At 70.0% G+C, this 20,189-nt stretch carries 13 protein-coding genes and 1 rRNA gene; 4 read left to right on the forward strand and 10 right to left on the reverse strand.

The genetic code is table 11. The features are described from left to right. Window positions 1-142: 142 nt before the first annotated feature. From CA984_RS07000 to CA984_RS07020, 5 genes are all read right to left on the reverse strand, one after another. The gene (locus tag CA984_RS07000; RefSeq protein ID WP_086569451.1) at window positions 143-1,369 is read right to left on the reverse strand and encodes a saccharopine dehydrogenase family protein; all 1,227 of its coding nucleotides are present in this window, start codon (window positions 1,367-1,369) and stop codon (window positions 143-145) included. Between the two features lie 249 nt (window positions 1,370-1,618). Then, window positions 1,619-2,959: a type 2 periplasmic-binding domain-containing protein gene (locus CA984_RS07005; protein ID WP_133061569.1), complete on the reverse strand. Its 1,341-nt coding sequence runs from the start codon at window positions 2,957-2,959 to the stop codon at window positions 1,619-1,621. 167 nt (window positions 2,960-3,126) lie between these two features. Then, a complete protein-coding gene (locus tag CA984_RS07010) occupies window positions 3,127-4,632 on the reverse strand; it encodes a CoA-acylating methylmalonate-semialdehyde dehydrogenase (RefSeq protein WP_086569455.1) in 1,506 nt (501 codons plus the stop codon). After that, window positions 4,629-5,930, reverse strand: coding sequence for an aspartate aminotransferase family protein (locus CA984_RS07015; RefSeq protein WP_086569458.1), 1,302 nt, complete (start codon window positions 5,928-5,930; stop codon window positions 4,629-4,631). Before CA984_RS07015 ends, CA984_RS07010 begins: the two co-directional genes overlap by 4 nt. 504 nt (window positions 5,931-6,434) lie before the next feature. Further along, window positions 6,435-7,943, reverse strand: a complete 1,509-nt coding sequence (locus CA984_RS07020; protein WP_086569460.1) for an MFS transporter — start codon at window positions 7,941-7,943, stop codon at window positions 6,435-6,437. A 54-nt stretch (window positions 7,944-7,997) separates the two neighbouring features. Between CA984_RS07020 and CA984_RS07025 the strand changes: the two genes are divergently transcribed. Continuing rightward, window positions 7,998-8,777, forward strand: coding sequence for a TetR/AcrR family transcriptional regulator C-terminal domain-containing protein (locus CA984_RS07025; RefSeq protein WP_242675792.1), 780 nt, complete (start codon window positions 7,998-8,000; stop codon window positions 8,775-8,777). Between the two features lie 26 nt (window positions 8,778-8,803). Here the strand turns inward: CA984_RS07025 and CA984_RS07030 are convergent, their stop codons facing one another. The 3 genes from CA984_RS07030 to CA984_RS07040 form a co-directional block, all read right to left on the reverse strand. Beyond that, window positions 8,804-9,727: a DMT family transporter gene (locus CA984_RS07030; protein ID WP_133061570.1), complete on the reverse strand. Its 924-nt coding sequence runs from the start codon at window positions 9,725-9,727 to the stop codon at window positions 8,804-8,806. Window positions 9,728-9,865: 138 nt separating this feature from the next. Beyond that, window positions 9,866-14,374: a HAMP domain-containing protein gene (locus tag CA984_RS07035; protein WP_086569466.1), complete on the reverse strand. Its 4,509-nt coding sequence runs from the start codon at window positions 14,372-14,374 to the stop codon at window positions 9,866-9,868. Between the two features lie 246 nt (window positions 14,375-14,620). Continuing rightward, the gene (locus tag CA984_RS07040; RefSeq protein WP_086569468.1) at window positions 14,621-15,589 is read right to left on the reverse strand and encodes an EamA family transporter; all 969 of its coding nucleotides are present in this window, start codon (window positions 15,587-15,589) and stop codon (window positions 14,621-14,623) included. Window positions 15,590-15,764: 175 nt separating this feature from the next. Between CA984_RS07040 and CA984_RS07045 the strand changes: the two genes are divergently transcribed. Then, window positions 15,765-17,390 (forward strand): PucR family transcriptional regulator, encoded by a 1,626-nt coding sequence (locus tag CA984_RS07045; RefSeq protein ID WP_086569471.1) that lies wholly within the window; start codon window positions 15,765-15,767, stop codon window positions 17,388-17,390. A gap of 9 nt (window positions 17,391-17,399) precedes the next feature. Continuing rightward, on the forward strand, window positions 17,400-17,795 hold the full coding sequence (locus CA984_RS07050; protein ID WP_207620765.1) for a cupin domain-containing protein: 396 nt from the start codon (window positions 17,400-17,402) through the stop codon (window positions 17,793-17,795). A 68-nt stretch (window positions 17,796-17,863) separates the two neighbouring features. On the opposite strand, the gene CA984_RS48595 is transcribed toward CA984_RS07050, so the two are convergent. After that, a complete protein-coding gene (locus CA984_RS48595; RefSeq protein ID WP_278248990.1) occupies window positions 17,864-17,992 on the reverse strand; it encodes a hypothetical protein in 129 nt (42 codons plus the stop codon). A gap of 463 nt (window positions 17,993-18,455) precedes the next feature. Between CA984_RS48595 and CA984_RS07055 the strand changes: the two genes are divergently transcribed. Beyond that, on the forward strand, window positions 18,456-19,772 hold the full coding sequence (locus tag CA984_RS07055) for a phosphodiester glycosidase family protein (protein ID WP_242675793.1): 1,317 nt from the start codon (window positions 18,456-18,458) through the stop codon (window positions 19,770-19,772). 166 nt (window positions 19,773-19,938) lie between these two features. Here CA984_RS07055 and rrf read toward each other — a convergent pair. Beyond that, window positions 19,939-20,055, reverse strand: a 5S ribosomal RNA gene (gene rrf, locus CA984_RS07060). Window positions 20,056-20,189 lie beyond the last annotated feature (134 nt).

Raw genomic sequence — 20,189 nt, forward strand, 5'->3', positions numbered from 1 at the left:
CCGCCCCGGGAGGGTGACGTCAGCCGCGACGGCGGCCGTCGCGGGCGGCGTACGGACTCGGAGACCGGACGCCGGAGGCCGGAGCGAGCCGGGCCGGGCGGGGTACGGCCTCAGGCGCGAGCCCGGCGTGGGCTGAGCCGGGTCAGGCGGACTGCAGGACCTGGCCGGCCTGTTCGCGCATGCCCCACGGCGAGCCGTAGGCGTTGAGCAGATCCAGGAACGGCACCGCGTCGAACGCCTCGGGCCCCAGCACCCCGGTGCCCGACCAGCCGCCGGTGGCCAGCAGTTCCAGGGCGACCACCGGGTGCACGGCGGTCTGCCAGACCACCGCCTGGCACCCGTACTCGCGCATCGACCACTCGTTGTCGACCACATGGTAGAGGTAGACCTCGCGCGGCTCGCCGTCCTTGCCGAGACCCTTCACCCAGGTGCCGGCGCAGGTCTTGCCGCGCATCCGGTCGCCGAGTGTGGCCGGATCGGGCAGGCTGGCCGCGACGACGTCACGGGGCGAGGCCTCGACGCCGCCGACCCGGATCTTGCCCGCGTTGTCCAGACCGAGCTTGTGCAGGGTCTTGAGGACGTCGATGAACTCCTCGCCGAGGCCGTACTTGAACGTCACCCGCTTGGTGTCGATCCAGCGCGGGACGAGCAGCACCTCCTCGTGCTCGACGTTCACGCACTCGACCGGGCCGATCCCCTCGGGGAAGTCGAAGACCTCCGGCTCGCTGAAGGGCTCGGTGGTGTGCCAGTCGCCGTCCTCCCAGATCACCGGCGGGTTGAGGCACTCCTCGATGGTCGTCCAGATCGAGAAGGTCGGCGCGAAGTCGTAGCCCTCGACCACCAGGTTCGACCCGTCGCGGATGCCGATCTCCTCGATGCTCCCGAAGAGGTGCTCGGCCGCGTAGCGCGCGAACACGTCGGCGAGTCCGGGCTCCACCCCCATGCCGACCAGCGCCAGCCTGCCCCTGTCGCGCCAGGCGTCGCCGAGCGCGAACTGCTCGTCGCCCAGCTTCACGCCGGTCAGCTCGTACGGCCTGCGGGGGTGGGGCCGTGACAGCGACATCGCCATGTCGAGGTAGTGCGCCCCGGCGTTGAGCGCCGCCCGGAAAAGGGACATGGTGAAACGGGGGTCCACGGCGTTGAAGAGGACGTCACAGCGGTGCTCGGCCAGGGCGGCCTCGACCGCCGCCTGGTCGGATGCGTCCAGCCCGATGGCGCTGAAGCGCGGATCACCGATCTTGGCCACGGCGCCGGCGGCGCGGCTCTGTCTGGAGTCCGCCACCACGATGTGTTCGAAGAAATCTCGGCGCGCGGCGATCGGAACCACAGCGGAGCCGACCCCGCCCGCTCCCACAAGAAGGATTCTCATGACAGGAGCCTAGTCGCTGACTGGTCAACCAGTCGATACCGAAAACATGACTCACCCATTGAATCCATTGCCGAAACTGAAGATCACGACGGAAACCGTGGCGAATAAAGGGGAAGGCAGACATGCCTGCGGAAAAGGTGGGGCGCTCCGGGGTCGGGGGAGCGCCCGGAGCGCCCCTGGCGGGTCACGCCCAGCGGGGGGACGGGCGCGCCCGCGGCTCGCGTCAAGCTCGGACCACGGAACCCCCGCTCACTTCACAAGGTTCTTCCAGCGTTGTGCCCAGTCGCTGTAGTCAGTGCATTCCCCGCCCCGGCCGCCGCAATCCCTTGTCGGGCGGGCGGCGAAGAGGACGCGCCGGAGCCAGGCGTCGTCGCGGACGCGGTAGACCTCGCACATGCGCCGGGCACGCCCCGTGCACGCCTCGGGGTTGGCCGGGGCGAGCCCCGTCCAGGCGGCGGCCGGGCGCTGCGCCTCCGCCGAGCTGGTCCAGTTCAGCCACCTGTAGGCGCAGTTCGGGCTGGCGGGCTTGGCCGCGAGCATCCACGAGTCGACCCACCCGGTCATCGGTGCCCCGTCCAGCGCCTTCATCGGCCGGCCCGCGCGCCGGAAGAGATCCCGGTGGTACGGCAGGGCCTGGGCGAGCCGCACCGAACCCGCCGCGAGGGCCCGGATCACATCGGTGGAGTCCTTCCAGTAGACCCGGTCGGGACCGTCCCGCTCGGCGAGCAGCTTCACAGCCGCGTCGAGCTGGGCGGCGGTGAGCTGGAACGGGTCCTTGACCTCCGGCCCGGCGCCGGTCCGCGCGAGGGCCAGCGCGGCGTCGGCGATGCTCAGCGGGCTGTCCCTGATCGCCACGGGGGAGGTCGTGTAGAGGGCCTCCGGCCCCTGCGGCCTGCCCAGCTCGTAGATGACCTGGTTGACCGCCCAGAGATACGGGATGCCGTAGACCTTGCCGTCCCGCCGCAGGGCGGGCAGCTCGCGCAGCCGCTTGGGGATGTGCTTGTAGGCCTCGATCAACGCGGTCTCGACCGGCGCGACCCTGCGCTCCGCGATCAGCAGTCCGGCCAGGTCCGGCGGGGGCGAGATGACGTCATAGGAGTTGCCGAGGAGCTTGGCGGCCATCTCCTCGCCCGTCCTGACCCGGTCGAGCTTCACCACCCGGCACCCCGTGTCCTCCTCGAAGGAGGAGACCCAGTTGGCCCTGGAGCTGGTCCCGCCGTACTCGACGTGGCCCTGGAACGTGAGCACCCGGAGCGTGCCCTCGCCCTTGCCGATGGACGCCGGGGGCTTCGGGCTGGGGCTCGTGCCGGCGCCGGCGCCCCGGGTGGGCGCCGCGGCGGCGGGAACCGTGGCCGCCGCCGCCGGGCGGCCGACGGCCGGGGATGACGGGCTCACCATCGGCGGGGCGGCGGTGAGGACCCGGGGCGACGGACTCGCCATCGGCGGGGCGGCGGTGAGGAGCCGGGCCGACGGGCTCCCCGCCGGCGGGGCGGCGCTCGCGATCCCCGCCGGGACGGCGACGGCTAGTGCCAGCCCGCCCGCCCCCGCCAGCACTCCGAGACGCGTACGGCGGAGCCTGTCCCTGGCCACGAAGTCCTCCCACGATGCCGGTGCCGACCTGACCGGAGCCTATCGGCCCGCTCCCCTGCCGGCAGCTCGCACGGATCTTTCCCGCCCCCGATACGACCATGGTGACCTGCGATGACACGGCGGAGCCCGGGGAGCGAGGTCGCTCCCCGGGCTCCGCCGCGCCGAGACTACCTGTTGGTCGGGAACCCCAGGTTGACGCCGCCGTGGCTCGGGTCGAGCCAGCGCGACGTGACGACCTTGCCCCGGGTGTAGAAGTGCACGCCCTCGGTCCCGTGGACGTGGGTGTCGCCGAACAGCGAGGCCTTCCAGCCGCCGAAGCTGTAGAAGGCCATCGGCACCGGGATCGGCACGTTGATGCCGATCATGCCGACCTCCACCTCGTTCTGGAAGCGCCGGGCGGCGCCGCCGTCGTTGGTGAAGACCGTGGTGCCGTTGCCGAACTCACCGCCGTTGATCAGCTCCACCCCCTCCTCGTAGGAGGACACGCGCACGATCGCCAGGACCGGGCCGAAGATCTCCTCCCGGTGGACCCGGGATTCGGCCGGGACGTGGTCGAGGACCGTGGGGCCGAGCCAGAAGCCCGGGGTCTCGGCCGCCGTGGTGCCGCCCATGATCGGGGTCTGGCGGCCGTCCACGACGAGCTTGGCGCCCTCGGCGACGCCCAGGTCGAGGTAGGAGGCGACCTTGTCACGGTGGACCTCGGTGACCAGGGGGCCCATCTGGGAGGCGGGGTCGTCGCCGGGGCCGATGGTCAGCTCGGAGACGCGGGAGACGATCTTGTCGACCAGCTCGTCGCCGACCGGGTCCACCGCCAGCACGACGGAGATCGCCATGCAGCGCTCCCCCGCCGAGCCGAAGCCCGCCGACACCGCGGCGTCGGCGACGAGGTCGAGGTCGGCGTCGGGGAGCACGAGCATGTGGTTCTTGGCGCCGCCCAGCGCCTGGACCCGCTTGCCGTGGGAGGTGCCGGTCTCGTAGACGTACTTGGCGATGGGCGTGGACCCGACGAAGGAGACGGCGCGCACGTCCGGGTGCTCCAGCAGCCGGTCCACCGCCACCTTGTCGCCCTGGACGACGCTGAAGATGCCGTCCGGCAGCCCGGCCTCCTTCCAGAGCGAGGCCATCAGCAGCGAGGCCGACGGGTCCTTCTCGGACGGCTTGAGGATGAAGGCGTTGCCCGCGGCGATCGCGATCGGGAACATCCACATCGGCACCATGGCCGGGAAGTTGAACGGGGTGATGCCGGCGACGACGCCCAGCGGCTGGCGGATCGAGAAGGAGTCGACCCGGGTGGAGACGCCCTCGGAGAAGCCGCCCTTGAGCAGGTGGGGGATGCCGCAGGCGAACTCCACGACCTCCAGGCCGCGGGCCACCTCGCCCAGCGCGTCGGAGTGGACCTTGCCGTGCTCGGCGGAGATGAGCCGGGCGATCTCGTCCTGGTTGGCGTACATCAGCTCGCGGAAGCGGAACAGCACCCGCGCCCGCTTGACCAGCGAGGCGTCCCGCCAGGCCGGGAAGGCCGCCACGGCGGCGGCCACGGCCGCGTCGACCTCGGCCACCGACGCCAGCTGGACATGCCCGCTCACCTCACCCGTCGCCGGATTGAAGATCTCGGACGTGCGGCCGGCGCCCTCGGCGGGAGCGCCGTTGATCCAATGGGTGACGTTCTTCATGACGGGACCACCTCAGCGTTGATGACTTCGAGTGCGTTGACGATGATCCCGAGACCCTCGGCGGCCTCGTCCGGCGTCAGGGTGAGCGGCGGGGCCATGCGGAGCACGTTGCCGTACAGGCCGCCCTTGCCCGCGAGCAGACCTGCCTTCTTGGTCTCCTCCATGAACCGGGCCGCGAGCGCCGGGGAGGGCTCGCCGGTCGCCGGGTCGACGAGCTCGACGGCGAACATCAGGCCCTTCCCGCGGACGTCGCCGACGATCGGCAGGCGCGGCGCGGCCTCGCGGAGCCCGTCGATGATCAGGGCGCCGGTCCGGGCGGCGTTCGCCTGCAGGTCGTGGTCGAGGACGTAGTCCAGCGTCGCGTTGGCGGCGGCCATCGAGATCGGGTTGCCGCCGAAGGTCGCGAGGCCGACAGCGTGCAGGTTGTCCATCAGGTCGCCGCGGGCCACGACGCCGCCGACCGCGAAGCCGTTGCCCAGCCCCTTGGCGAAGGTCATCATGTCCGGCGTGACGCCGTGGTTCTGGATACCGAAGAACGCCGAGCCGGTACGGCCCCAGCCGGTCTGCACCTCGTCGGAGACGAACAGGATGCCCTGCTCGTCCAGGACCTCCTTGTAGGCGGCGAACAGCCCGTCGGGGGCCATGGTGAACCCGCCCACGCCCTGGATCGGCTCGGCGATCAGCGCGGCCACGTCACCGCCGACGGATGTGGCGAGCACGTGGCGCAGGTCGTCGACGCAGACCTTGATGTAGTCGGCGTCCGACAGCCCGCGGAACTGGGTGAGGTGACGGTCGGCGCCGTGCAGGAAGTGCACATTCAGCGGCGACAGCGAGTTGTTCTTCCAGGCGCGGTTGCCGGTCACGCCGACCGTGCCGAAGGAGCGGCCGTGGTAGCTCTGCCGCATGGCGAACACCTGGTCGGACTTGCGCGCGTAGGTCGCCAGCAGCAGCGCGGTCTCGTTGGCCTCGGTGCCGGAGTTGGTGAAGAAGACCTTCGCGTCCTTGATCCCGGACAGCTTGGCGATCTTCTCGGCGAGCTCGACCTGGCCGCGGAGCAGGTAGACCGTGGAGGTGTGGACGACCCCGGTGGCGAGCTGACGCTCGACGGCCTCGCGCACCTCGGGCACGTCGTACCCGATCATGTTGGTCAGGATGCCCGCGAAAAAGTCCAGATAGCTCTTCCCCGACGCGTCGACGACCCGGTTGCCCTTGCCGCCGACGATCTCGATGGGCTCGTTGTAATAGAGGGCCAGCCAGTTGGGCATTACCGCCCGGTGGCGGGCAAGAAGGTCCGACATGTATCGAGTATCGCCGCTCGGGACGACCACTCCTACCGTCAACGTGTCGGGAGATAGTCGCTAAAGCCGTCACACTGTAATCTTCGGACCCGCACGGCCCGTCGGCGACGCCCAGGCCGCCTCCCCAGCCCTCCCCGCCTTCCCGGATCCGCGCGGCACCGCCGGCGCGGCCGTCCGGGCCTCCTTCCCGGGCTGCCTTCCCGGGCTGCCTTCACCGGCCGCCTTCACGGACCGGAGGGCCCTGTACGGCTTGCGCCCTGCGACGGGCGGCGCAAGCCGTACAGGGCATCGGGCGGAGCACCCCCCAGGTTCCCCGCCCGGGCTTCAGCGGTCAGCGGCTCGCGGATTCATCGTCGCCCAGATTTCCCACTAAAGCAATCTGAAATACATGAATTTTTGCGAGCCTTTCCGCCGGGCATTCCCCATAGGCGTCGGTGGCCGGCCCGCTCCGTGGGATCGGCCACCGACGTGTGGACGTACGAGCTCGGCAGCCTGGCGAACCTCTCAGCTCCCCGTCTCCACCAGGCCCGGCTCCGGGGCCGGGGCCGCGGGGGCCGGGCGCAGCACCGCGAACGCCAGAGCGGCGGCCGCGAGGGTGAAGCCGACGCCCACCCAGGAGCCGAACGACATGGCCGAGATGAACGCGTCCCGGGCGGTCCGGATCAGTCCCGGGTCGCCGAGCAGGATCGCGCCGCCGATCGAGTCCCTCGCGACGGCCGGGGCCCCGACGGGCATCGACGAGGTGTAGACCCCGGCCAGCACGCTGCCGAGCACGGCCACGCTGAGCGCCATCCCCACCTGCTGGACGGTGTCGTTGAGCGCCGATCCCACGCCGGCGTGCTCGGACGGCACCGCGCCCATCAGGGTCGCGTAGGCCGCGGGACCCGCGAGACCGCCGCCGACGCCCATGAGCATCAGACCGGAGATCATCACGCCGTACCCGGTGTCGGCGGTCATGAAGGCGAGCACGCCGAAGCCGAGGGCCATCACGCCCAGCCCCAGCGCCACCAGCGTGCGGTTGCTGACCTTCTGCCCGAGACCCGCGCCGACGCCGTTGAAGATCGCGGCGGCCACGGCGTACGGCAGCAGCGCGAGACCGGCCTGCATGGGACCGTAGCCCAGCACGAACTGCAGATACTGGGTGAGCATCAGCAGCAGCGCACCGGTGCCGAACGACATCAGCACGATCGAGAACGACGAGCCGCTGAAGTTGCGGTCGCGGAACAGTTGGAGCGGCAGCATCGGCTGCTCGGCCCGCCGCTCCCACAGCACGAACCCGCCCAGCGCCAGGACGGCCAGCACGGCGGCCACCAGCACCTGGGGTGAGGTCCAGCCCTTACCCGGCGCCGAGATGACCACGAAGACCAGGGCGCTCATGCCGACGGTGGACAGCAGCACGCCGACCGGATCGAGCCGGCGGGCCGGACCGCGCGTCTCGGGCATCAGCAGCACCGCCGCGAGGATGGCGACGAGTGTGATCGGCACGTTGAGCAGGAAGATCGAGCCCCACCAGTAGTGCTCCAGCAGGAAGCCGCCCAGCGTGGGGCCGGCGATCACACCGACCATGGCCACCGCGCTCCAGGCGGCGATGGCCTTGCGGCGCTCGTTATCGTCGAAGACGGTGATCAGGATCGACAGGGTGCTCGGCATCAGGATGGAGCCGCCGACGCCCATCAGCGCGCGTGCGGCGATGAGCTGCCAGGGCTCGGTGACCAGCAGCGCGACGAGCGAGGCCCCGCCGAAGAGGACGAGGCCGATGATCAGGAAACGCTTGCGCCCGTAACGGTCGGACAGGCTGCCCGAGGTGAGCAGCAGACCGGCGAAGACCAGGATGTAGGCGTCGATGATCCACTGGATGTCGGAGGGGCTGGCGCCCAGGTCCGTCATCAAGGCCGGGATGGCCAGGTTCAGCACGGTGTTGTCCACCACGAGGACCAGCAGGCTCAGGCAGAGCACGCCCAGGATCCACCAACGCCGGGGGTCGGGCTCGGCCCGTACAGTGTTCGATGTCACTCGCACAGCGTACGACAGACTCGAACAGTGTGCGAATGGATTTATGCTTATGGAGTGAAACAGCACTTCAGCTCGGTCTGGACCCGCGAGAACCGCCCCGCCAAGAGCACGGCACTCAGCCGTGACCAGATCGTGCGCGCGGCCATGGAGCTGCTCGACGCCGAAGGCCTCGACGCGCTGAGCATGCGCCGCCTGGGCGCCAGGCTCGGTTCCGGCGCGACCAGCATCTACTGGCACGTGGCCAACAAGGACGAGCTGCTCGAACTGGTCATGGACGAGGTCTTCGGCAAGGTCGCCCTGCCCGACCCCAGCGTGGTCGGCTGGCGGGACGCGGCCTCGATGTTCGCCTACGGCCTGCGTACGGCGCTCTTCGAACACCCCTGGTCGGTCGCGCTGGTCGGCACCAGGCCGTCCCTGGGCCCCAACGCGATGGAGATATCGGCCCGGCTGCTGAGGACGTTCTCGCTGGCGGGGTTCGAGGGCATGGCACTGGACTACGCCTCGTCCACGCTGATGTCCTACGTGCTGGGCGTGACCACGCCCGAGATCGCCTGGCGCGCCGCCATGGCCGGCGCCGAGCTGAGCGACGAAGGGCTGATGGCCGGAATGAAGTCCGCGGTGGACAGGGCCGCCGTCGACCATCCCGAGCTGGCGGCACGCTACGCGGAGTACGCCGGCATGGACCCGGGCACCAGCCGCGAGCTCAACTTCGACTTCGGCCTGACCTGCATCCTCGACGGCCTGCAGGAACGCCTGAGGCAGGCCTCCATGGAGCCCGGGGCCACGAGGCCCGGAACGGCGACCCCCCATGAGGCCGGAAGCTCCAAAGCCTGAAACGGCGGCCTCTCACGGACGGCCCCCTACGAGGACGCCGACACGGCCGTGGTCTCCTCCCCCGCCGGGTCCTCCGGCGAGGCATCGCCACGGACGGGAGTCGCCAGGATGCCCCAGACCGCACCGGCCAGCACGACCGCACCGCCCGCGAGCTGCGGCCACGACAGGGTCCCGCCCAGCAGCAGCCACGCGGCGAGCACCGCCACGACGGGCTCCAGCATGCTGAGGATCGACGCGCGGACCGGGCCGAGCGTCGTCGCCCCGGCGAAGAACAGCGCGATCGCAAGCACGGTCGACACGATCGCCACAGCCGCCGCCCAGACCCAGCCCGCCGGCGCGAAACCGAGGTCCAGCCCGCCGAGCGCCAGCCCGAGGAGCGCGAACGACCCCGTGGCGAACATCGTCAGATAGGCCGTGGTGACCGCGGGAGACAGCGAGGCGGACACCCTGCTGCCCAGGACGATGTAGAAGGCGTAGGTCACGGCGGCCCCGACCGCCGCGAGCACGCCGAGAAGGTCGAGGCCCGCGTCGAGCCGGCCCACCACCAGCGTCAGCCCGGCCAGCGACACCAGGATCGGCCCGACGACGCTCCAGCTCACGCGTGTCCGTTCCACCACCGCCGACAGGACCGAGACCAGCCCCGGATACAGGTACAGCAGCAGCACCGCGAGGGCCGGCGCGATGCGCTGGACCGCCGTGAAGTACAGCAGCGACTGGGCCGCGTACATGCCGCCGCCCAGCAGCGCGAGGGTCGCCCACTGCCGCCCCGTCAGCCGGCCGAGCCTGCCACGCAGCCCCAGCCAGCCGAGGAACACCGCCGCCGCGATCGCGAACCGCAGCAGCAGGAGCGTCGTCACCGACATCCCCGTGCCGTACGCGTAGAACGCGAAGACGGGCATGAGCCCGAACGCCGACGCCGAGACCAGCGTCGCCACGACACCGCGTCGCATCACCACCACCCCCGCCGAGCATTGTGACCCACGGGCCCGGGGTGTCCTTCCCCGCGCCCGGCGGGACGGATGCCCGGGGCCGCCCGGCGGGACGGCGGGACCGCCGCCGGGCGCCCGTTCACGTGCGGCGGGGTCCGTTCACAGTCCCATCCACTGCTGGATGCGGGAGAGCAGCTCCTGCGCGTCGACCGGTTTGGTGACGTAGTCACTGGCCCCCGCGGCCAGGGTCTTGTCCCGGTCGCCCTGCATGGCCTTGGCGGTCACCGCGATGATCGGCAGGTCGGCGAAGCGCGGCATCTTGCGGATGGCGGCGGTGGCGGCGTAGCCGTCCATCTCCGGCATCATGATGTCCATCAGGACCAGGTCGACGTCCTCGTTGCGCGACAGCACCTCGATGCCCTTGCGGCCGTTCTCCGCGTAGAGCACCTGCATGCCGTGGAGTTCGAGGATGTTGGTCAGCGCGAACACGTTGCGGACGTCGTCGTCGACGACCAGGACCTTGCGGTTCACCAGTATGGTGTCGGCCTCGTTCAGCGCCTGCGGCCGTTCGTCGGGACTGGGCTGGACCAGCGGCAGCACGTGGCCGGGCTCCTGGGCCGAAAGGTGCAGGGTGATGCGTTCGCGCAGCTCGTCGAGGCTGGGCAGGAGCTCCAGGGGCTGGGTGTTGGAGCGGCCCTTGAGCAGGTTCTCCTGCGGCCGGGTGAGCGTACGGGTGTGATGGGCGAGAACGGGGAGCTCGCGCAGGACCGGATCGTCGTCGAACCCGCGGAGGAACTCCGCCGCCCCGTCGTGCCCCATGCCCAGATCGAGCACGACACAGTGGTAGTCGTCCCTCTTCAGGCTCTCCAAAGCGGTCACCGGATCGTTGGCGGTGGAGACCCAGACCGGCCCGTGCGTCCCGGTGAGGTCGGCGACGACGCTCTCGGCGAGCTGGGAGAGCAGCCCGTTGGGCCGCGACTCCACGACGAGCAGGCGGCGGCCCTCCCTGCCGGCCCGCTCGGCCGCCGTGCCGGCCGGCCGCGCGGAGGCCGGCACGGCGGATCCGACGGCCGCGGAGCCGGCGGCCGCCGTGACCGCGGCGCTCGGGGTGACGTCCGCGATCGGCAGGCAGAGGCTGAAGGTGCTGCCCTCGCCCAGGGCGCTGACCGCCCGGATCTCGCCGTTGAACAGCGCGGCTATCTCCCGGCTGATGGACAGGCCCAGCCCGGTGCCGCCGTACTTGCGGCTGGTGGTGCCGTCGGCCTGCTGGAAGGCGTCGAAGATCTGGGAGAGGTTCTCCTTGGCGATGCCGATGCCGGTGTCCACGACGTGGAAGGCGAGGGTCTCCTGCCCGGGGACCCCCAGCAGGTCCATCCTCCCGACCCGCTCGATGCGGAGCTGGACCGAACCCGTCTCGGTGAACTTCACCGCGTTGGACAGCAGGTTCCGCAGCACCTGGCGTAGCCGCTGCTCGTCCATGAGCAGTTCGCCGGGGACGTCGGGGGCCACGGTGACGTCGAACCGCAGCCCCTTCTCCGTGGTCAACGGGCGGAAGGTCGCCTCGACGTAGTCGAGGAGCTGCCGCAGGGGCAGGGACTCAAGGCTGATGTTCATCTTGCCCGCCTCGATCTTGGACAGATCGAGGATGTCGTTGATCAGCTGGAGCAGGTCGGTGCCGGCCGAGTGGATGACGTTGGCGTACTCCACCTGCTTGGCGGTGAGGTTGCGGGCCGGGTTCTGGGCCAGCAGCTGGGCGAGGATCAGCAGCGAGTTGAGCGGGGTGCGCAGCTCGTGGCTCATGTTGGCCAGGAACTCGCTCTTGTACTTGGAGGCCAGCGCGAGCTGCTTGGCCCGGTCCTCCAGCTCCTGCCGCGCCTGCTCGATCTCGCTGTTCTTCGTCTCGATGTCGCGGTTCTGCCGGGCCAGCAGCTCCGCCTTCTCCTCGAGCTCGGCGTTGGAGCGCTGCAGCTCCTCCTGACCGACCTGCAGCTCGATCGCGAGCCGCTGCGACTCCGTGAGGAGGGAGTCGGTCCGGGCGTTGGCGACGATCGTGTTGACGTTGACGCCGATGGTCTCCACCAGCTGCTCCAGGAATGCCCGGTGCACCTGGGTGAAGCGGTTGAGGCTGGCCAGCTCGATCACGCCGAGCACCTGGTCCTCGACGATGATCGGCAGCACGATGAGATTGACCGGACCAGCCGCCCCCAGGCTGGAGGAGATGGTGAGGTATCCGGTGGCGATGTCCTCGACCAGGATGGGACGCTTGGCCAGCGCGGCCTGTCCCACGAGCGAGTCGCCGAACCCGTAGCAACGACCGGTCTCCCGGTGACCGTAACCGCCGACCACCCGCAGCTCCGCGCCGTCCGAGGTCTCCTCCGCGAGCAGGAACGTTCCGTACTGGGCCGAGACCAGCGGGGCCAGCTCGTTCATCACCAGCTCGGCCACGACGGCGAGGTCTCGGTGCCCCTGCATCAGACCGGAGATGCGGGCCAGGTTGGACTTGAGCCAGTCCTGCTCCTGGTTGGCCAGGGTGGTCTCACGCAGGGACTGCACCATGGAGTTGATGTTGTCCTTGAGCTCGGCCACCTCGCCGGAGGCGTCGACGGTGATCGACCGGGTGAGGTCCCCCGAGGTCACGGCGCTGGTCACCTCGGCGATCGCACGCACCTGGCGCGTCAGGTTGCCGGCCAGCTCGTTGACGTTCTCCGTCAGCCGCTTCCAGGTCCCGGAGACCCCCTCGACCTCGGCCTGGCCGCCCAGCCGCCCCTCGCTGCCCACCTCGCGGGCCACCCGGGTGACCTCGGCGGCGAAGGACGACAGCTGGTCGACCATCGTGTTGATGGTGGTCTTCAGCTCCAGGATCTCGCCCCGGGCGTCCACGTCGATCTTCTTGGTCAGGTCGCCCTGGGCGACCGCCGTGGTGACCTGCGCGATGTTGCGGACCTGGTTGGTCAGGTTGTTGGCCATCGAGTTGACGTTGTCGGTGAGGTCCTTCCACGTGCCGGCCACGTTGGGCACGCGGGCCTGACCGCCCAGCTCGCCCTCGGTGCCGACCTCGCGGGCGACCCGGGTGACCTCGTCGGCGAACGCGCTCAGCGTGTCGACCATGGTGTTGATGGTCTGCGCGAGCGCGGCGACCTCGCCCTTGGCCTCGACAGTGATCTTCTGCGACAGGTCGCCCTTGGCGACCGCCGTGGTGACCTGCGCGATGGAGCGCACCTGGCTGGTCAGGTTGTTGGCCATCGAGTTGACGTTGTCGGTGAGGTCCTTCCACGTGCCGGACACCCCGCGGACGGTGGCCTGGCCGCCGAGGTTGCCCTCGGTGCCGACCTCGCGGGCGACCCGGGTGACCTCGTCGGCGAAGGCCGAGAGCTGGTCGACCATCGTGTTGATGGTCTCCTTCAGCTCCATGATCTCCCCGCGCGCGTCCACCCTGATCTTCTGCGACAGGTCGCCCTTGGCGACCGCCGTGGTGACCTGCGCGATGCTGCGGACCTGCGCCGTGAGGTTGTCGGCCATCACGTTCACCGACTCGGTGAGCGCCTTCCAGGTGCCCGAGACGCCCTTGACGTCGGCCTGGCCGCCCAGCCGGCCGTCGGTGCCCACCTCACGGGCCACCCGCGTCACCTCGTCGGCGAAGGACGACAGCTGGTCCACCATCGTGTTGAGGGTGTTCTTCAGCTCCAGGATCTCACCCCGGGCCGAGACGGTGATCTTCTGCGACAGGTCGCCGCGGGCGACCGCCGTGGCCACCTGCGAGATGTTCCGCACCTGGTCGGTGAGATTGCCCGCCATGTAGTTGACCGAGTCGGTCAGGTCGCGCCAGGTGCCCGAGACGCCCTTGACGTCGGCCTGGCCGCCCAGCCGGCCGTCGGTGCCCACCTCACGGGCCACCCGCGTCACCTCGTCGGCGAAGGACGACAGCTGGTCCACCATCGTGTTGATGGTGTTCTTCAGCTCCAGGATTTCACCCCGGGCGTCCACGGTGATCTTCTGCGACAGGTCGCCCTTGGCGACCGCCGTGGTGACCTGCGCGATACTGCGGACCTGGTCGGTGAGGTTGCCCGCCATGAAGTTCACCGAGTCGGTCAGGTCGCGCCAGGTGCCGGCGACCCCGGTCACCTCGGCCTGACCGCCCAGTCGGCCGTCGGTGCCCACCTCACGGGCCACCCGCGTCACCTCGTCGGCGAAGGACGACAGCTGGTCCACCATCGTGTTGAGGGTGTTCTTCAGCTCCAGGATCTCACCGCGGACGTCCACGGTGATCTTCTGCGACAGGTCGCCGGTCGCCACCGCGGTCGCGACCTGGGCGATGTCGCGGACCTGGTCGGTGAGGTTGCCCGCCATGGCGTTGACCGAGTCCGTCAGGTCCTTCCACGTGCCGGAGACGCCGGGCACGTCCGCCTGACCGCCCAGCTGCCCCTCGGTGCCCACCTCACGGGCCACCCGCGTCACCTCGGAGGTGAACAGGGAGAGCTGGTCCACCATGCCGTTGAACACGGTGGCGATCTCCTTGAGCAGCCCGTCGCCGTCGTCGGGCAGGCGCGTGCCGAAGTCGCCGTCGCGCACGGCCGTGAGTCCGGCAAGAAGCTGGCGGAGATCCAGTTCCTCCACACCGGATGCGGTCGCCGCGGCACCACGCCCTGCCGTGCCAGAAGTCTCAATCATTTTCACCCGCGCCTCTCGGCCATGAAAAGGTCAAGTAATCCTAAGTCACCGGAGGCGGGACATGACCTGCACCGATGCGGGATGGTCCGGAGCGAGGCGGGAACGGCCCCGGCGGAGTCCAGCGCGGGGCGAGAACGGGCTCCGCGGAGTCCAGCGCGAGACGGGAACGGCCCCGGCGGAGTGCGAAGCGAAGCGGGAACGGCCCCGACGGAGTGCGGAGCGGAGCGGGAACGGCCCCGGCGGAGTTCAGCGCGAGGCGTGCACGGCCTCGGTGGATTCCACGCGGGAAACGGAGACCGGGCGGGAGCGGGCCCCGGCCACGGCCTTCTGGGCGAGGAGCGCACCCGCCAGCACCAGGGCGCCGCCGAGCATCTGGGGGGCGCCGAGGGCCTCGCCCAGCAGCGCCCATGCGATGACCACGCTGGCGAGCACCTCAAGTGAGGCGACCGTCGCTCCGACGGCGGCGGTCAGGACCCGCACCGCCGCGATGCCGCTGGCATAGGCGACCACGGTCCCGACCACGACCAGCCAGCCGATCGCCGCGGGAGCCGGCAGCGTCCGGCCGCCCAGCGCGAGGTCGGCGGCGAACAGGTGCCAGGGCAGACGCCAGGGCGCGGCCAGGGGCGTGAGCACGACGGCCGCGCCGGTCAGCCCCCAGGTGAGCGCGCCGAGCGGGTGGACGTCACGGCCCGCGTCCTGGCTGAGCAGGAAGTACACGGCGGCGCAGACGGCCGTCCCCAGACCCAGCACGAGACCGAGCCCGTCGAGACGGACGCCCCGCCACACCTCGACGACGCAGGCGAGCCCGCCGACCGCCAGGACGGCGCCGACCGCGGCGGCGCGCGGCAACCGTGCCCGCCGTACCAGCCGCACCCAGGCCAGGACCAGGACCGGCGAGGCGTACTCCAGCAGCACCGCCACCCCCACCGGCAGCCGGGCGATCGTCCCGTAGTAGAAGGCCTGCACCGCGGCGAAGCCGACCAGGCTGTAGGCGGCGACGAAACGCAGCCGGTGCCGGGGAACGACGAGGACGGACGGCCTGACCAGAGCGGTGGCGACGAGCAGCACGATCGCCGCCCCGGCGAGTCTCGTCCACACCGCCTGCAGAGGCGACAGTCCCGCGTCGATGAGCGACTTGGCCAGAGGTCCGGAGAAGCCGAAACAGATCGCTGAGACGGCCGCGAGGACCAGACCCTTGGTAACCGGACGGGGCATCCTCATCCCCTCCTCTCTCCCTTTATCTCAACACCGCCATACCCATTTTGATGGTGTTAACCAGGAACAGAAAGGGAAAATCGCCGCCAACAAAGACAGCAGACGCCGGGTCGACAGGACAAGGTGTAAGGCGACCACCGTTCACACTTACAGTCTGATCGGATACTCTCAGTATGTGCTCCCTACCATCGCCGACGTCCTCGCCCTGGACACCGTCCGCCGAGGCAACCCCCGGATCGTCGCGGGAGCCGACCGGCTGGACACCAGGGTGCGCTGGGTCCACGTAGGCGAGGTCACCGACATCGCCCACCTGCTGCGCGGTGGCGAGCTGGTGCTCACCACCGGCATCGCGCTCCCCGACGCCCCCGAGAAGCTGGCCGACTACGTCGCGGCGCTGGCCGCCGTGGGCGCGTCCGGGCTGATCGTGGAGCTGGGCCGCAAGTTCATCAGGGAACTGCCCCGGTGCGTGATCAACGCCGCCGAGGAACACGGCCTCCCACTGATCACGCTGGCCCGCGAGACCCCCTTCGTGCAGATCACCGAGTCGGTGCACGCCAGGATCATCGACATCCAGCTGGAGGAGCTGCGCGCCTCCGAGCAACTCCACGAGGTCTTCACCGAACTGTCGGTCGAGGGCGCCTCCCCCGCCGAGGTGCTCAGCCAGGTCGCGCGACTGTCGGGGCGGCCGGTGCTGCTGGAGAACCTCGCCCACCAGGTGCTGGCCTGCGAGACGGCCGGCCGCGACACCGGGACGCTGCTGGCGAGCTGGGAGACCCGCTCCCGGGCCGTGGCGCCGGAGGAGCGGACCGCCTACGACTCGGCCTCCGGCTGGCTGGTCACCATGGTCGGCGCGCGAGGCCAGGACTGGGGCAGGCTGATCCTGCTCTGCGACGGCGAGCCCGGCCCACGCGACATCGTGCTCGCCGAACGCGCCGCGACCACCCTTGCCCTCGGCCGCCTGCTGGAGCGTCACCAGGAGTCGCTGGAACGCCAGGCCCACGGCACGATCATCACCGGCATCCTGACCCACGCCTACGCCGACCCCGAGGAGGCCGCGGCCCGCGCCCGGGCGGTCGGGGTGCCGCTGACCGGCCGCAAGCTCATCAGCGTGGTGCTCCGCGTGGCCGAGCAGTCGGAGAACCCGCTGGACAGCCAGGAGCAGCTCGCCAGACTCGGCGAGCTGGCCGACGCGGCCGCCGCCGCCTGCCGTGACGCCCGCCTCCCCGCCCTGGTCGGCGCCCTGGACCAGAACCGCGTCGGCGTCCTGCTGCCGCTGCCCCCGCGCACCTTCGCCGAACCCGCGCTGACCGCGCTCGCCGACCGCCTGCGGGGGGCCTTCGCCGCCCCGTTCGTCCTCGCCGCCGGATCGGTGGTCGAATCCCTGCGTGACGTACGGCGGAGCTTCCTGGAGGCCGAACAGGTCGCGGACGTGGCGGTCAGGCAGCCCGACGGCCGGGCCTTCTACCGCCTTCCCGACCTACGCCTGCGCGGCCTGCTCCACCTGTTGAGAGACGACGCCCGCCTGCAGACCTTCGCCGAACGCGAGCTCGGCCCCCTGCTGGCTCACGACGCCCAGCGCGGCGGCGACCTGGCCAGGATCCTCCGGATCTACCTGGACTCCGGCCGCAACAAGGCGGTGGCCGCCCAGAAGGCCCACCTGTCGCGGCCGGCCTTCTACGACCGGCTCCGCAGGCTGGAACGCATCCTCGACACCGACCTGGACGATGTCGAGTCCTGCCTCTCCCTCCACGTCGCCCTCCTGGCGCTGGAGTCCTTCCGGAGAGACAACCCCCGCACCTGAAAGGTCCCCATGCCCGACATCCTCGTCCCCGAGACCGCCGACCTGGCCCGCATGGTCGCCGCCGCCGGGATCTTCGCCGTCCCCACCGGCGAGGTACGGCTGTCACCCGACGAGCTGGACCCCGCCCAGATCCTCGCCGGCTCACCGCAGATCTCCTCGGCCGAGCTCTGGTCCTCCCCCGACGGCTCGCAGACCCGGGGCATCTGGGAGATCACGCCGGGCACGGTGATCGACGTCGAGTGCGACGAGATCTTCGTGGTCCTGTCCGGCCGGGCCACCGTGGAGGTCGACGGCGGCGCCACCGTCGAACTCGTCCCGGGATCGGTCTGCCTGCTCGCCGAGGGCACCAGGACCACCTGGATCGTCCACGAGACCCTGCGCAAGGTGTATCACTGCATGTCCTGACGGGAAGTGCGGCGCAAGCCGTACGGACCCAGATTCCGTACGGCTTGCGCCCGTCTTGGTGCGCCCGCCTACCCGTCTCGATCGGACGGGAGGTCGACGTGAGCGGTGTCGTCCGCGCAGACGTAGAGATCCCAGCGGCGCGGTCGCACCATGATCACGCCAAGGATGAACCCGAGCACCACGCTTGCGATGATCACAATGAGAATGTTCAGCCCCATGACGGCTGCCTCTCGGAAAGATGTGCCGCTTGAACTGAGGGAATGCGGCCTACTGAACCGTAGCGCCGCCTGGCCGGCACCGCAGGGAAACGAGGCCGACTAACCCGTATTGACCAGCGCGGTTGACCCGATGGAGGCAGTTCCGGGCTACTCGAATTCCGTCGTTCCGCATATGACGGCGTCCGGGCGACAACACTTTCTTGGGATGTTTGGCGTGTTTCGCTCCCCTCGGCAGGAAGATCTCGGCACGATGGTGCACCGAAGTATGGTCACCAACGGGGAGAGAGAGACATACATGTCGCGACGTATCATCGTCGGGCTTTCAGCCATAGCGCTTACCATCACGGCGATTCCCGCACAGGCCGATCGGGCGAACGCGACCTTTCCCACCTCGGCGTTCCCGCTCGGCCAGAGCGGGGCACCGATCAAGAACCAGCGTAGTGTGGCCCCCGGAGTCGACCTTTTCAGCGTGATGTACGGCACGTCCACCCAGGGGTGGACCGTGACGGTGCTGATGCCCAACGGGCACGACGACGGCAAGCTGACCACCGCCCAGGCTAAGGCGGAGGAGGTCACGGCGGCGGGATTCACCCCCAGCGTGCAGAAGATCGTGCAGCCCGCCGCCGCGGACGCCCCGGCCGTGGAGCGATACCTCGTCCGCGTCGGCCTGTGGACGTTCAAGGAGCGCGCCAAGGCCGACAAGGTGGTCAAGGAGCTCAAGGAGTTCGACATCCGGGCCAAGACCGACTACCTCGGTGACGACGGCCTGGAGACCACCGGCCCCTGGGACATGCGCGTGGTGATGGTGGACCCGCGGGTCTTCCGGGGGTCCTTCAAGAGCAGCGTCGGGACCAGCGTCGCCAAGCGCGAGACCACCACTTCGATGTCCAAGCTGACCAAGGCCATCGCCGGCGTCAACGGCGGTTTCTTCAACATCCACACGCCCAAGGCACTCCAGGGCGACCCGATGGGCATCTCGGTGGTGGGCGGCAGGCTTCTCAGCGAGGCGGTGCCCGGCCGCAGCGGCCTGGTCATCAGCGGTCGCAAGGTCCGGATCACCGAACTGAAGACGGTGATCACCGCGATCCCCGCTGACGGGGCGAAGACCGAGATCAAGGGCGTCAACCGGGCCGCCGGAGCGGACGAACTCGTGCTCTACACCGAGGAGTTCGGCACCAAGACGGCAGCCGACGGCGGGGCCGAGATCGTGGTCGACGCCCAGGGGAGGATCGTCAAGGCCCGCGCGGCCGGCGGCGTCGTCTCACGCGGCACCTACGTGCTGCACGGCACCGGTGTCATGGCGACCTGGCTCCTGGACCACGCCCAGGAGACCTCCGTCATGAAGCTGGACACCAAGGTCATCGACCTGCGGACGGACCGGGCCGTGCCGCTCACCCCCGAGACGTACATCATGGGCGGCGGTGTCGGGCTCGTCAGGAACGGCCGGGTGCGGATCAGCGCCAAGGCCGACGGGCACGCATCGGTTGTCATGATGCTCCGCCGCCACCCGCGCACGATGGTCGGCGTCACGAAGTCCGGGGGCCTGATCCTGGCGACGGTGGACGGCCGCAACCCGGGCGTCACCGTGGGAGCCTCCATGGTGGAGGCGGCTCAGCTGATGCGCTGGCTGGGCGCCAAGCAGGCCATCAACTTCGATGGCGGCGGCTCGACCGCGATGGTCGTCGGCCACAAGGTGATCAACCGGCCCTCCGACGGCAGCGAGCGGACCGTGGGCGACGGTCTGTTCATCACGCCCTGATCCTCGGTCCCCACCGCTCCGGCAGCGCCCTGACTCCCACGGGAGTCAGGGCGTTCTTCGTCGGAGAGCCTTGTCGGAGGGCCTTCTAGGGAGCAGGGCAGGGGAGCAGAAAGGGTCTGGAAAACAGAAAAGGCCACCCCGAAGGGTGGCCTTTCCTATAAAGATTGTCCGGCGGCGACCTACTCTCCCACACCGTCCCCGGTGCAGTACCATCGGCGCTGAAGAGCTTAACTTCCGGGTTCGGAATGTAACCGGGTGTTTCCCCTTCGCCATAACCGCCGTAACACTGTGAAACTGTCAAACACACACGGTGCTTGCTGTTTCAGAATCGCATAGTGGACGCGGGCAAGAACCTTGGTTTCGCGCTGCTCCGGACCCGGCGAAGGGACAGAGCGCTGCAGAAACCAAGCTTATGCT

The sequence above is a fragment of the Streptosporangium minutum genome, assembly GCF_002149035.1.
GTDB lineage: Bacteria > Actinomycetota > Actinomycetes > Streptosporangiales > Streptosporangiaceae > Streptosporangium > Streptosporangium minutum.

What these genes read in the sequence shown, in the direction of transcription:
- CA984_RS07000 (WP_086569451.1), bottom strand. Translation starts at nt 1,369, where the DNA reads ATGAGAATCCTTCTTGTGGGAGCGGGCGGGGTCGGCTCCGCTGTGGTT.
- CA984_RS07010 (WP_086569455.1), bottom strand. Translation starts at nt 4,632, where the DNA reads ATGAAGAACGTCACCCATTGGATCAACGGCGCTCCCGCCGAGGGCGCC.
- CA984_RS07015 (WP_086569458.1), bottom strand. Translation starts at nt 5,930, where the DNA reads ATGTCGGACCTTCTTGCCCGCCACCGGGCGGTAATGCCCAACTGGCTG.
- CA984_RS07030 (WP_133061570.1), bottom strand. Translation starts at nt 9,727, where the DNA reads ATGCGACGCGGTGTCGTGGCGACGCTGGTCTCGGCGTCGGCGTTCGGG.
- CA984_RS07035 (WP_086569466.1), bottom strand. Translation starts at nt 14,374, where the DNA reads ATGATTGAGACTTCTGGCACGGCAGGGCGTGGTGCCGCGGCGACCGCA.
- CA984_RS07040 (WP_086569468.1), bottom strand. Translation starts at nt 15,589, where the DNA reads ATGCCCCGTCCGGTTACCAAGGGTCTGGTCCTCGCGGCCGTCTCAGCG.
- CA984_RS07050 (WP_207620765.1), top strand. Translation starts at nt 17,400, where the DNA reads ATGCCCGACATCCTCGTCCCCGAGACCGCCGACCTGGCCCGCATGGTC.